Origin of the sequence: Longimonas sp. (assembly GCF_046498435.1) — a bacterium.
Lineage (GTDB): Bacteria > Bacteroidota > Rhodothermia > Rhodothermales > Salinibacteraceae > Longimonas.
The window spans coordinates 1-13,985 of sequence record NZ_JAWOAR010000097.1 but is presented as its reverse complement, the minus strand read 5'-3'; the positions used below and the strand labels follow the sequence as shown (position 1 = coordinate 13,985).

Here is a 13,985-nt window from a genome sequence, read left to right as displayed (position 1 = left end):
CACGGACCCTTCTCGCGAACCACAAGATCAAGTCACAATCGAAGTTGGCAAGTCACCGCAAGTACAGTCAGCGATAACCAAGCGGCTGTATGTTTGCCGGTAGGGCCGGTCAGCCCCGAACCGTTCCGAGCAGGTAGGCCCTGAACGTTGGAGAACGCACCTGCAGAGCCGGGTAAGACCTGTGACTAAGACCTGTGAGAATGTGTCATGGGCACCGCTCGTTGAATGGTAGAATCTCTCGGCTTTAGCCGGGGGAGTGTCAACGACACAGAAAAAGGCCGATGGCGTGTTGCCATCGGCCTCGGAGATGGTTGCAGGATGCGCGAGCAGCCTGTGGGGGGGATGCCGTTACCGGGCCCGCACCGTGGTGGATTCGTTAATCCACGAATAGCATCCCGAATCGATCTCGATGCTTTCTCCTTCGCTCCAGTCGTCGCGGTAGAAGATATCCTCGGTACTGGGGAAGTACTGGCGGTACGTCTGGGCTTTGCTACGCGCCGAATTGGTTACGCTTTCGTTCTCACCCTGCGCTTTTTCGTAATGATCGACAGCAAGCCAGTATACCGCGCTATCGGTACGCCCAAGTTCTTCGCCCGAGCATTCTGACACCGCTTCTACATAAAGATCGCCAATGGACACGTGCGCTTCGGCGAAGGTGTCGTCTTCTTCGAGCGCGCGGCGATAGTAGGTGCGTGCTTTAGACAGCTGCCCCAAATCGGCCTGTGCCTCCCCCATGCTGTGATAGTCCTCAGCTGTGAGCACAGAAGCATCTTTTTCTTCTGCTCGTTCGAAGGTGTCGAAGGCGTCCTGAGGATCTCCATCCTCAAGATAGAGCTGGGCAATGTCGAGATAAATCTCGGCAGGCGGATCCATTTCAAGTACTTCGTCGGCAAGGTCATTCGCCGCGCTGTAATTGCGCTGCTCCATGTAGGCTGAAAAGAGTTGCGACACCGCTTCGGTGTTTTCGGGCTCCTCTTCGACAACGCCTTCGAGATAGCTGATGAAGGCGCCCGGATTGCGATCAAAGATGCGGTCGCGCTCGCGGTTTACGATTTCCATGACCTCTTCGTCGTCCTCCCGCAATTCTTCTACACGCCCCATGAAGGCAACTGCCTTCTCCTGATCGCCCCGATCTACGTACTCCTTAATGATTTCATTGACGTAGTACGTTTGCAGCCGCTCTGGGTCAATCTCGAAGGCACGCTCGTAGTGTTTAGGTGCGTTTTCCAGGTTATCATACGATCCCTCCAGTTCGTTTCCGTACTCTTGCAAGAAGCGTCCACGGCGCATCTCCCACCGGTACGGGTTGTGTTCTACCTCCTGCTCTTCAAGCGTATTGGGCACGGTAGAAAGCATTACTGCCGCCGAGTCGAGGTATGCTATGCGGTCTTCCTCAGATTCAGTTTCTTCGGCCAGCCCTGTGTACAGGTCAATGGCTCGGCGGTAGTTGCGGTCATCGTTGAAGGGTTCGGTCGGGGCGTACTCCAACATCCAGCGGAGATTAGGAGCCGCACTATCCCAATCTTCGTTGTTGTAGTCTTCGGTATACAGGCTGTACGTGCGCCGGATGTCCATGTCGCTGGGTCCCTCTTCCTCATCGGCAGTTTGGCCGAGGACAGTTGTTGGAGCCAGAGCCAGAAGGAGCGCGAGTATGAGAGATACCCCAAAGAGGGGCCGGGATGAACGCTGGAAGCAGGTCAGTGCGTGCATGTGAGTGTCTTTGTTAGTGGACAGGGCATAACAGAATATTGAACACTACGCAGAAGGCATGAAGCCCAGCGAAGTATCGGTGTGGGTCCCCGACTCAAGGCACAAGTGTCTTGGATAAGGGGGCGACCGTGTGCAGGCCAGGCTTAACGAAGCCGACGCTGCTGAAACCACCGTTCTCCGATGCTCACACGGGCGGATACGCCATAGTAGGTATCTTGCACCAATCCTTGGCTCGTTGTGCCTTGGCGTCCCACATTGCCCATAAGATCAATCCGCGTGCCAGAAATAGATGTGGGCAGACTAATGCCCAAACGTGCTTCCACCGCATTTAGCGTTGTGCTCTTATCAGGAGAGACGTAGAGCTGCTCGTACGAGACTCCCAGGCGGTAGCCGGTTCGTGCCAGAAAGCCCTGGAAGGAGTCGTCGCCTGCCGGACGCCATTCAACGCCCGACGACATAGTCCAGCGGTCTGTCAGCGTTTCGGGCCCCCCAGCGGGAAAAACGAAGGAGGTTTCTCCACCGGTTGTGAGGCTGCTTTCGGCTTCTCCCCAAGGGGCGTAGCTCCCGTTTACGGTAAGCGTGAGCGCTTCGCTGGGTACGTAGGCGACCCCGACCGAAGCAGACCACGGCATGTCAAAATCTCCGTCAGTCACGCCCGTAGACAACGTATCACGATCCAGGCTTTCCCCAATAGTGCGGGTGCGTTCGCCAGAGAGTGTGGTTGGAAGCGTAAAGGCAGCCCCAATCATGAGGTTATCGTCATCGCGCAGTTGATCGCTGAGAGTAAGATGCGAGCCGATAGTCGCTGTAAGCGCTGTAAGGCGGACGCCCTCTGTTGCGACTGCTTCTTGCAGGTTACCTGTGGGAAATGACGTGCGGCGCTGTGATTCGAGCGTGCCGAAGATGTAGTCGAGACTCCCCCCAACGCTTAGCGCATCGTTGAAGCGGTACCCTGCTCCTCCTGTAATCTTCTGAAGCCCTCCGCGTCCCAGAAACTCGACCTGGTAGTCCAGCTCCTCGCCTTCAAAAGGACTGCTACTGGTAGTACGCTGTACTTCCGACCGAAAGTTAGAGCGCGACACAGGCACAAACCCAAAGGCCACGCCCAGTTTCTGGCGAAGCAGTGGAACGCTGAACTGCACCCCGTCAAACGTGCCCGCGGTAAGGCGACTGTCGCCTCCCTGTCCGCTGGTTGATTCAATGGTTTGAAACCGAGCTCCAATCTCGGCGCGCGTAAGCACCTGGTCGCTCCAGAGAGCAGGGTTGCTAAAGTTTGTGTAATTGAGCGAGCGTAGCGCCACTCCTCCCCCTCCCAATGCCTGGGCTTGAGAGGAAGAAAACGACTGCAGTTCGCCAACACCAAAACGGGAGTAGATAGACCCATCGCCTGCCGACTGTCCCCAGGCGGGAAGCAGGCTCCCGAGAGTAAGCAGCAGAGCGATCAGCAGGACGCGCACAAAATGCATCATAAAACACGTTCGTGGAAATCAAAAGCAAGCAGAAAGGCCTCCGACCGGGTTGCGGAACGCGGCAAGCCCGGGCCGAACCGCCATGCACTCGTTCAGACAGATGCTAAAACGGAGTAACGGTAACGGTAGCACGGGGACCTTCATCGACATCGTCGGAGTCGAGCGGAAGACGATGAAACAGCGCAACGTCTAAGCTTACTTCGTTGCCCGCTCCATCGCTGGTCGCACTCGGCGTGAGCACAAACTCGCTAAAGGCCGACTCGCGCAAGAAGCCTTCTTCAAAGATCTGAAGGGGCGCATTTCCAGTGATGCGCAGTGCGCCGTCGGACACTGTTATTTCGTCGGCGAGTGTGACGGTCTGTTCGCCGTCGGTTGATATGCCGGTAAGCTGGTAGCCGGAGGGGGTTGGGCGCTCAAACCCATCGGGGGTCGCCGAGTCCCATAGGGTGGTATCCACCGGAAGCACAAGCTCGGCGCGGTTCACCGGCACATCGCGCAGCGTATCGAGCGGAGCGGTATCAAAATCGTAGGTAAACGTGAAGGCATTGGCCAGTCCGCCTTGCACAAGCCCGCGGTCTTCCGGCAGCCCTTCAGGCGGCTCGCGGTCAATGGTTGTCAGACTAACGCGACCGTTGAAGTTAGTAGTGTCTGTACGCGTAGCGACACGCAAGCTTGTGTCGTTGCGGTTAAACCCGACGGCAGCATTCCCGCTGGCATTGTCTTCAGCATAGCCCAGCCGGAAGCCCGGAAACGAGTCGATGAATGCATCGCCCTCGTCGGTCGTATCACGCAGGACATCCTGGTTGTCTTCAACCCATTCCGAGGGAAGCGAAACGAGTGTTTCTTCCTCGGTCGGGTCGAGTTCGAACGTCATGATCTGATCGCCTGAAGAGAGAGTCGTATCCGACTCGGCCCCTTCGGCCTCCCAGGGGGCGGGCATGTCATAGAGCGCAAGCCTCACAGCCTGCGTCGTGTCACCATAAACAGAAACCGGTGCAAGTCGCAGCGACACATCGGTCAGATCGTCTTCGAGCACAGAACTCGGCAGATTCGCGGGCTGGAAGACATTGAGGAAGCCGTTCGCCTCGGTGGCTCCTACCAGGGGGTCATCAACACGCCCGGTAAAGAAGCGCTCGGGAAGAGCAGAGCCTACGCCTCCGGTAACGGCAGGGCGCCGCTCTATATCGAGCGTGGTGGGCGGTAGGTTAACGGTGACGGGATCGCCACCTTCGAGCGGGTCATCACCTACGCCCGACCCGACCCCGGTGGGGTCATCGTCACAGGCGGTTAGAAAGACCACGAGACTGCCGAGGCAGGCAGCGTACAAAACCAAGCGGGTGGGTATACGCAACAAAGGAGCGCTGGGCAGAGCGCGATTGTGAGACACGTGACGAACCGACGTTATTAGTTGGTTACAACATTGGGATGTAATCAACCGAGACCCCCAAACGGTAGACCACCGCTTGGGTTCTCTAAATGAAGTCCTGCATGCACGACGGGCGTCAGATACTACTCATTTTAAAGATTTGGGACACGCGCCGGCTTTATCATAGTCCTCATTGCCCTCTTCGAGGCGCTTCTACACGATAGATCATACCAACTTCGCATGCTTCGTTGGTGTGTGAAGTTGAGAACGGGTGAAGAGGAAAAGCATGCTCCCGATTCATCTACCAACAGCTCCTTTGCGCCTACTGGTGTGTCACACATCAATGGTTGGGTAGCTCACGCGAATGATTGTCATGGAAGTCCACAAAAGATCCTGGATCAGCTCCCGACGGCGGTCGGGATGGTCCGGGATGACTATAAAATGGGAGTCCATGCGTTACCTTATGCATCACCTGTGATAGAGCACTACGTACCGGACAAGACGAGTCGTTGGAATCTCTGTTCTCCCGATAGGTCTCCCAGTTGTTCTCCCAGTTGTTGTCTCCTGGTTGTTGTCTCCTGGTTGTTGTCTCTATCAGGATGACGATACGGAGGATCCGCACCGATCTCACATCCTGTTATCCTCGTATCGAGGTCTGGAGCGTAGCATTTCGCCTAACCCGCCCTTAGGCCGTTACGCGGATCTGATCGTACAGGCTCAGCACCTGTTCGGGGGCGCCATCGGGAGTCAGGTGCACAGCATGATCGTGTGTCCCGTTTTCTTGGAGCAGGGCCAGCCCAGAAGCCTGCGCGGTGCCGACCCCTTGGTAGTCGGGGGCCTCCAGCGCAAAACGGGCTGGCAGTTTGCGTGTAGCGGCCGAAGTATCTGGGGTAAAGACAAAGAGCGGCTGATGCGTCATCTGTTCATGATCAGCGTACTCTTGTTGTAGCAAGACCGGGAAGAGGGCGCTCTGCCACCCAAACCCATGTACAACGTCCGGAATCCACCGTAGCGATACCAGCGTTTCGAGAATTGCACGGTTAAAGAACAAGGCATGGCTATCGGGAAAGGCCTCTGTATCAGGGGCATCCGGAATGTGAGCCTCGTGCTCCATGAAGTAGACCTGAATGCGCGTATCGGGCACCGAGGCTACTTTGACCGTGCAGGCATCGGTCGTGTCGTTGATCGGCACCTTCGTCCCCGAAAGTCGAATCACCTCGTGCAGCTTGTTGCGCCGATCGCTGATTGAGCCAAACTTCGGCATGAAGACGCGCACGTCGTGTCCCCCTGCGTCCTGCGTATGTTCAGCCAGCGAGCGAACCAACGTAGCAAGCGCTGTGGCATTGGTGAACGGCTCCATTTCGCCGGCAATGTACAGAGTGCGAGGTGGCTGTGCCATAGGGAAACAAGACTGCTTTTAAAAAGAGGCCAGCGGAGACAAAAGAGACTGCCACGGATGTTGATACATGACATTACAGTGTATCCAAAAAGCCCACCAATTGCAACCTGTGTGCAGTAACAACCTGCACCGGTCGTGCTCTGCTCTGCACGGATGATGTGAAGGCGTAAGCCCCGCAGAGGGATATCTGGGATATGGATGCGCCATTTCGTACATTCCCTTATCCAAACTGTCTTACCCACCAATGACTCTCTGTTTATGCTAACTGCTCCTCCTTTTCGTTGCATAACGCGCTGGGGTGCGATGCCGACGCTGCTCCTGGCGCTGCTCGTGCTGGCGTCCCCCGCTCGTGCCCAAGACACTTCGGATCTGCCCGCTGCCTACGAACGGGCTGAGTCGCTGCTTAGCTGGAACTTGCAAGACAACGTACTCCGTGCCTCCGTATCCCCGCAGTGGATAGACGATAACCAGTTCTGGTATCGCGTTCAGATGGAAGAGGGGCACGAATTTATTCGCGTCAATCCGTCGCAGGAAACACGCGCCTCGGCCTTCGACCACGACCAGCTTGCCGCAGCCATCGAAACAGTGCTGCAAGAGGACGACGACGAGGCCTCTGTTGCGCCCTACGACCTGCCGTTCTCCTCCTTTACCTATGCCGACGACCAGACGGCGATTACGTTTGCGCACGATGAAGAGCAGTGGGTGTGCGATATTGAGGTCTACTCCTGCGAAATTACCGGCGACGATCCCAAAGCCGACCTGCCCACAGCCATCGAGGCGCCCGATGGGGAGCGTGCAGCTTACATCAAAGATCATAACCTGTGGATGCGCAACCTGGAGACTGGGCAAGACGTGCAGCTCACCACCGACGGCGAAGAGCACTACGGCTACGCAACTGATTCGCAGGGCTGGCGCCGCTCCGACATGCCAATCCTAAAGTGGTCGCCCGACAGCGAGCAGATTGCTACGTACCGCCTCGACGAGCGCGATACGAACCTCATGCCGCTGATTCGCGCCACCGAAGGTCGTCCCGAGCTCGACACATGGCCCTATGCCCTGCCCGGCGACCCCGACGATGAGGTGCCTATGCTCGAGCGCGTCGTGATCGATGTCGAGAATGCAGACGTCACCTTCCTCGACATGGAGCCCGACCATCAGCGCACCTCCAGCTGCTGTGGCCTCTCGCGCAATCAGGAGTTGGCAGATGTGGAGTGGAGCGCCGATGGCGAAACCCTGGCCGTTGTATCCACCTCGCGTGATTACAATACCGCGACTCTGCGTCTGGCTGATCCCACTACCGGTGAGGTGCGCACCGTACACAGCGAAAGCGATGCACCGTTCTTTGAGTCGAACCTGCAGTCGCGTGGCGTGCCCAACTGGCGCGTGCTGCATGACCAAGAGCAGTTCATCTGGTTCACCAAGAAAGATGGCTGGGGCCACCTCTACCTGCACGACCTGAACACTGGCGAAGAGATTACGCAGATTACCGAGGGCGACTGGAATGTGATGGATGTCCTCGACGTTGATGCCGAGAACGAGACGCTTCTGTTCTCCGCTGCTGGACGCGAAGCCGACCGCGATGTGTATCACACGCATCTCTACCGCGCTAACCTGGACGGCTCCGACATCGAACTGATCTCGCCCGAATCTGCCAATCATACGCTCGATATTTCCCCGAGCGGCAACTACGTCGTCGATACCTACTCGACGCACGACACGCCGCCGCAGTCCGTCGTGCGCAACGCCGACGGCGAGGTGGTGCTTCCGATTGAGGAGGCCGACATCAGCACGCTTACCGATAGCACGGCGTGGCAAGCACCGGAGCACTTCACCGCGCTGGCACGCGATGGCGAGACGGAACTACACGGTTACCTGTACAAGCCGTCCAATTTCGACCCGGAGCAGTCGTATCCGATCATCAACTCGATCTATCCGGGTCCGCAAACCGGAAGCATGGGCACGCGCAGCTTCTCCACCAGCCGCCGTGGGCAGGCGCATGCGCTGGCTGAGTTGGGCTTCGTTGTCGTTCAGGTGGATGCAATGGGCACGCCGCTTCGGTCTAAGGACTTTCACACCGCCTGGTACGGCGACATGGCCGACAACGGCCTCCCCGACCAGCGTGCGGTGATGGAGCAGCTGGCTGAGCGCCACGACTGGATTGATCTCGACCGCGTGGGTATCTACGGCCACAGCGGCGGCGGATTTGCCACCGCAGCGGCGCTCTTTGACCATCCCGATTTCTTTCACGTCGGCGTATCGGGCGCGGGCAATCACGACAACCGCAGCTACACGTACTACTGGGGCGAGAAGTACCAGGGCCTCTTGCAGGATACCGAAGAGGGCGACACCTACACGAATCAGGCAAACCAGCTTCGTGTGGAAGGGCTTGAGGGGGAGTTGATGCTTTCCTATGGTACGGTCGATGACAATGTGCATCCGAATATGACGCAGTTAGTCATTGATGCGCTTATCGAGCACAACAAGGACTTCGACCTCCTCGTGATGCCAAACCGCGACCACGGCTACGCGAACGAACCGTATGTGCTGCGTCGCACGTGGGACTACTTCGTGGAGCACTTGCTGGACGAGACGCCGCCTACGGAGTACGACATCGAACGCTAACCGAAGCGCATACCCATCGTATCCCAAAAGATACCCCCCAGTGTACACAAGGTATGCTGGGGGGGTTGTGTTGCAGGATGCAGAAGGCGGTATGTGCTACAGGAGCCAGAGCCCGAGTCCGCCAATCAGGAAACAGTAGTATGCGAAATATTGCAGGTTGCCGCGCTTCACGAAGTCGATCATCAGCTTAATGGCAATCACGCCCGATACGTAGGCAATGAGCGTACCCAGGAGCAGCGGTAACCACGAGACGGTGGCTCCCTGCTCGACCAGTTCGAGTCCCTTGAGAAGTGTAGCCCCCAGCACAACCGGGAGGAGCATCAGAAACGAGAAGTTGGCCGCCTGTTCGGGTTTTACGTTCTGGTAGAGCGCCACGCAGATCGTGGACCCGGAGCGCGAGATGCCGGGAATCATGGCGGCGGACTGTGCGATGCCGACAACAAAGGCCTTGAGGGGCGAGAGGCGGCCTTTTGGGTTGGGGCGCAGAAGAGTGAGCAGCAGCAGGATGCCAGTTACAAAAAGCATCCCCGAAGCCAGTCGCGGATCGCCAAAGGCGGCTTCCAGCGGTTCTTTGAAGAGCACGTAGACCACGCCCGTGGGAACGAGTGTGATGAGGATGAACACACCCAGGCGAAACGTATCGTTTTCGGCGTAGCGCTCGGGGATTCCGGCAGGAGCAGCCAGGGCGCTGCCAGCCTCTTGCAAAAGGTCGAGCACATCGCGCCCGTATACGGTCAGGATGCTAAGCACCGTGCCAAAGTGTACAAACACCTCGAACGTGATGCCCGCTTCTTCAATCCCCAGCACATGTTGACCCAGCACAAGGTGCCCCGACGACGACACGGGCAAAAATTCGGTCAGGCCCTGAACGAGCCCCAGCAATGCAGCTTCCCACCAGTTCATGCGGTATCAAGCAAGTCGAGAAAAAAGAACGACTCGTGTAACCTACAAGCCGCCGCTCGAGAAGCAAAAGGACAGCGGGTGAAGCATCCATTTGTTTTCCTGAACATCCTGGTGACTGTGCCTCAAGCATGGTGCACGCCAAACGCTTGCCCCCCACAAACCAACGGCTCTGCACAGAGGCAGAGCCGTTGCGTGTTGCAATATGTGTCGCGTGCAGCCTACTCGCCTACACAGCATCGATTACTCTTCCGTAGCGCGTTGAGCACCACCAGGGGCGGGTTTGTCAGAGGACGGAGGTGCACTCGGTCCTGATGAAGGACTGGTTCCCGAGTTCACCGACCCACTGCCGCCATCAACGAGTCCCGATATGTCATCGAACGTCTCTTCGTTACCGCTACCGGCCGGCGCCTCGCCCTCTTCGATATCGAAGGAGAGCTCGTCGTCGTCCTCGTGGTGCATGAGAGTTACCGTGTCACCCGGCGTGATGCGGTCGTGCAAGATGTCCTCGGCCATCGGGTCTTCGACGTACTTCTGGATGGCGCGGCGCAAGGGACGTGCGCCATACTTCGGATCGAAGCCCTTGTCCGTAAGGAACGACTTCGCGCTCTGGTCAATCTCGATGGTGAGGCCAAGCTCTTGAGCCCGGTTGAACAGATCGTCCGACATAATGTCGATGATCTCAAAGATGTCTTCGCGCTCCAGGGCGTGAAAGACAATCACATCGTCAATGCGGTTCAAGAACTCAGGGTTGAACACGTTCTTGAGCGCATCCTCGACCGTGCTCTTCATTGTCTGGTAGTTCATCGTCTCCCCAGACCCCTGGGAGAAGCCGATGCCCTGTCCCAGACTCTTGATGTCGTTCGCCCCGATATTCGAGGTCATAATGATGATGGTGTTGCGAAAATCGACGCGCCGCCCGAGTCCATCGGTGAGTACGCCATCGTCAAGCACCTGAAGCAGGATATTGAAGACATCGGGGTGGGCCTTCTCGATCTCATCGAGCAGGATCACCGAGTACGGCTTGCGTCGCACCTTTTCGGTGAGCTGGCCGCCCTCTTCGTAGCCCACATAGCCGGGAGGGGCCCCCACGAGTCGGCTGACAGCAAACTTCTCCATGTACTCACTCATGTCGATGCGGATGAGCGAGTCTTGGGAGTCGAAGAGGTACTCCGTGAGCACCTTGGCCAACTCGGTCTTACCAACACCAGTGGGACCCAAGAAGATGAACGAACCAATCGGTTTCTCGGGATCCTTGAGTCCGGCACGCGTGCGGCGGATGGCTTTCGAGAGCTTCTTGATGGCCTCGTCTTGGCCAACCACGCGTTCTTTGAGTGCGTCCTCCATTTCGAGGAGCTTGCGCTGCTCGGGCTCGGAGATCTTATCGACGGGAATGCCCGTCATCATCGCAACGACCTCAGCAATGTTCTGGGTGGTTACGTCGTGGATCTGCGTTTCGGATTCTTTCTCCCACTCACGCTTCGCTTCTTCAAGCTTCTCTTGCAGCTTCTTCTCGCTGTCGCGCAAGCGGGCGGCTTCCTCAAAGCGCTGGCTTTTCACGACCTGATTTTTCTCTTCACGCACCTCTTCGATCTCCTCTTCCAGGTCGAGGATTTCTTGGGGCACCTCAATGTTCGAGAGATGCACGCGCGCTCCGGCTTCGTCAACCACATCAATGGCCTTGTCGGGCAGGAAGCGCTCAGTGATGTAGCGATCGCTTAGTTGCACCGCCAGCTTGATGGCCTCGGTTGAGTACCGGACGTTATGATGCTCTTCGTAGTACTTCTTGATGTTTTTCAAGATGTTGATCGTCTCCTCAGGCGTGGAGGGATCGACCAAGATCTTCTGGAAGCGACGGTCGAGCGCACCGTCTTTCTCGATGTTCTGGCGGTACTCATCGAGCGTAGTGGCGCCGATGCACTGCAAGTCGCCCCGGGCCAGTGCGGGCTTGATCATGTTGGAAGCGTCGAGGCTCCCCGAAGCGCCCCCTGCACCAACAATGGTGTGGATCTCATCAATGAAGAGCACGACTTCGGGATTTTTCTCCAGCTCCTTCATTACGGCCTTCATCCGCTCCTCAAACTGGCCGCGATACTTGGTGCCCGCCACAAGCGAAGCCAGGTCGAGCGTCACGATGCGCTTGTCGTAGAGCACGCGGCTTACCTTGCGCTCCACAATGCGCATCGCCAAGCCTTCGGCAATGGCCGTCTTTCCGACACCCGGCTCCCCAATGAGAACAGGGTTGTTCTTTTTGCGGCGGCTAAGGACTTGAGCGACCCGCTCGATTTCCTTTTGGCGCCCGATGATGGGGTCGAGCTCGTTCTCTTCGGCCAGTTCCGTGAGGTCGCGACCGAAGTTGTCTAATACCGGGGTTTTGCTCTTTTCCATTTTGCCTCCTTCTTTTCCGTATCCAGAAGATAGTCCACCCCCCGAGCCGCCACCACTTCCGGTGGTCGACGACGAGGCTTTGCCACTGATGATCGAATCCAGTTCGTTGCGCACAGCGTCGTAAGTCACAGAAAACCCTTGTTGAAGAATCTGAGCGGCGATGTTTTCATTGTCACGAAGTAGGCTTAGCAGCAAGTGTTCAGTGCCAATCACATCGCTTTTGTAAAGCTTTGCTTCGAGGTAGGTGATTTTGAGCACCTTTTCGGCTTGCTTTGTAAGCGGGATATTGCCCACCGACAGCGCATTGCCCTGACTACGCACGGTCTCCTCAACTGACTTCTTAAGCTTCAGGAGGTCACACCCCAGATTGCGAAGGATCTTGATGGCGATTCCTTCTCCCTCACGGATGATACCGAGCAGTAGATGTTCGGTGCCGATGTAGTCATGGCCCAGGCGAATCGCCTCCTCCCGGCTGTAGGAGATCACGTCGCGGACCCTGTTTGAGAAATTCCCTTCCATACAGACTGTAGAAACCGTGAGGATGTGTCGGGACGACACTGAAACTTGTGAAGAGGAAGCTAAGTGGGGGCTGCGTCACCAAGACAGCCACGCCAAAATGATGCCAAACGACAGACCATAATGGCTGACCATCAGGACAACCCCTCATAGCAAACTGTGATGACGCAAACTGTGATGACAAGACCACGATGGGTGGGCGTATCAAGAAGATACACCCCGTGTAAAGCCTTGACGGGTGCGCCCCCTGTAGGAAGTCGTTACAGGTAACAGCCCGATGTGCAGCGGCGCTGGTTTTACAGGCGGCTCCGGAGGCTAGTCACTCCCATGAAGCCGCCCCCATGAATCGGTGTGCGGTACCAACCCTCCGGTGCACTGTTCCTCTGCACCTTGCGTGCAGGTCAGACTTTTCAGCTTTGCGATACTTCAATCGCAGGAAGCCAGCGCGGCTTTAGGTGGGCAAGAGCCAGTTACGATGCAAAGCTTGACCCACACCCACAGGTTTCGGTGGCATTCGGATTGTCGAAGGTAAATCCGCGCGCATCGAGCCCGTCGTGGTAGTCGATGGTCGTCCCCATCAGGTAGAGCCCGTGGCGCTTGTCCATGAAGACCGGGATCCCGTCAATGTCAAACTCCTGGTCTTTGTCGCGTTTTTTGTCGAAGCCCAGCACGTAGCTCATGCCCGAGCAACCGCCGCCCTTCACGCCAACGCGCAGGCCATAGCCGTCAGGGATTTTCTTCGTACGCATGATCTTGCGAATCTCGCTGGCCGCCGTGTTGCTCATCGCAATCGGAGACTGGGTTTGCGTAGCCATAAGTCCAAGTATGTATGCTGAGTAACCAATGGTGTGTAGTGCAACAACATCGAACGAGCCCTCAAAAAGTACAGTTCCATGGGGCCGATGTGTACGAAATTCGTCCTTTCTGTTACAATATGCCCATTCTGCTGAGATGTCTCATTAAAGCGGACGCGCCACGACTACAGTCGTTTGATGGGTAGCTGTGGTCCCTTCCGTCCAGTTTTGAGCCTCGAACAGCACCACGTAAATCCCCATACGCACCACACGTCCCTGGTCGTTGCGCCCGTTCCACAGCACCTCTCCTTCAGGTCCAGAGAGCACCGTTTCCTCGACTGTGCGCACTGGACGGCCCTGTGCGTCGAAGATGCGCACCTGCACCCAGTCAGGAGGAAACGAAAGTGTGTATTGGATACGCGTGGCCTGATCTACCTCGGGCGCAAATGGAGATGGGTCGGCGGCCACACGCGCAACAGGAGCTTCTGCTGGAGGCGGGCCCACGCTGTTCGGGAAGCCCGGCGTGCCTCCTTCGGGATGTACACTGCTGGTCCAGTTTCGGGCGTTGGCTGCTGGAGCCGTTAGGCTGATGCGCTCCAGCGATAGTCCACGCGTGTCTTGCACGCCTGGTGCGTGCCAGTCGGGATCGTAATCAACGGTGGCCACCGGCTCGCCATCGGCACGGTGCAAGCGCAAGCGATCTGCTTGCACGCGCAGCCCAAGACGCGAACGCGGCACCGCAATCACGGCGGGGCCATCTGGAACTGCGAGGTCTTGTGTGGGGAATGCTTCATTAAGCGTGGCGGCGGTGCTGTCATCGG

General features: G+C 57.3%; 9 protein-coding genes. 1 reads left to right on the top strand and 8 read right to left on the bottom strand.

The window, feature by feature from the left end:
• Positions 1-348: 348 nt before the first annotated feature.
• The 4 genes from R6U20_RS04070 to R6U20_RS04055 form a co-directional block, all read right to left on the bottom strand.
• Positions 349-1,710 (bottom strand): tetratricopeptide repeat protein, encoded by a 1,362-nt coding sequence (locus R6U20_RS04070; protein WP_410336592.1) that lies wholly within the window; start codon positions 1,708-1,710, stop codon positions 349-351.
• A 143-nt stretch (positions 1,711-1,853) separates the two neighbouring features.
• Positions 1,854-3,179 carry a hypothetical protein gene (locus R6U20_RS04065; protein ID WP_410336591.1) on the bottom strand — a complete coding sequence of 442 codons (1,326 nt, stop codon included), beginning with the start codon at positions 3,177-3,179 and terminating at the stop codon, positions 1,854-1,856.
• Between the two features lie 103 nt (positions 3,180-3,282).
• Complete coding sequence (locus R6U20_RS04060) at positions 3,283-4,506, bottom strand: hypothetical protein (protein ID WP_410336590.1); 1,224 nt, start codon at positions 4,504-4,506, stop codon at positions 3,283-3,285.
• Between the two features lie 724 nt (positions 4,507-5,230).
• Positions 5,231-5,944, bottom strand: coding sequence for a glycogen/starch synthase (locus R6U20_RS04055; RefSeq protein ID WP_410336589.1), 714 nt, complete (start codon positions 5,942-5,944; stop codon positions 5,231-5,233).
• Between the two features lie 303 nt (positions 5,945-6,247).
• On the opposite strand from R6U20_RS04055, the gene R6U20_RS04050 reads away from it, so the two are divergent.
• Positions 6,248-8,566, top strand: a complete 2,319-nt coding sequence (locus R6U20_RS04050; RefSeq protein ID WP_410336588.1) for a DPP IV N-terminal domain-containing protein — start codon at positions 6,248-6,250, stop codon at positions 8,564-8,566.
• 96 nt (positions 8,567-8,662) lie between these two features.
• Here the strand turns inward: R6U20_RS04050 and R6U20_RS04045 are convergent, their stop codons facing one another.
• From R6U20_RS04045 to R6U20_RS04030, 4 genes are all read right to left on the bottom strand, one after another.
• The gene (locus R6U20_RS04045; protein WP_410336587.1) at positions 8,663-9,469 is read right to left on the bottom strand and encodes an undecaprenyl-diphosphate phosphatase; all 807 of its coding nucleotides are present in this window, start codon (positions 9,467-9,469) and stop codon (positions 8,663-8,665) included.
• A gap of 240 nt (positions 9,470-9,709) precedes the next feature.
• Entirely contained in the window at positions 9,710-12,373 is a 2,664-nt protein-coding gene (locus tag R6U20_RS04040) for an ATP-dependent Clp protease ATP-binding subunit (RefSeq protein WP_410336586.1), read from the bottom strand.
• A 467-nt stretch (positions 12,374-12,840) separates the two neighbouring features.
• On the bottom strand, positions 12,841-13,185 hold the full coding sequence (locus tag R6U20_RS04035) for a HesB/IscA family protein (RefSeq protein ID WP_410336585.1): 345 nt from the start codon (positions 13,183-13,185) through the stop codon (positions 12,841-12,843).
• A 144-nt stretch (positions 13,186-13,329) separates the two neighbouring features.
• Positions 13,330-13,985, bottom strand: a 656-nt coding sequence (locus tag R6U20_RS04030) for a FlgD immunoglobulin-like domain containing protein (protein ID WP_410336584.1), incomplete at its 5' end; no start/stop codon positions are given.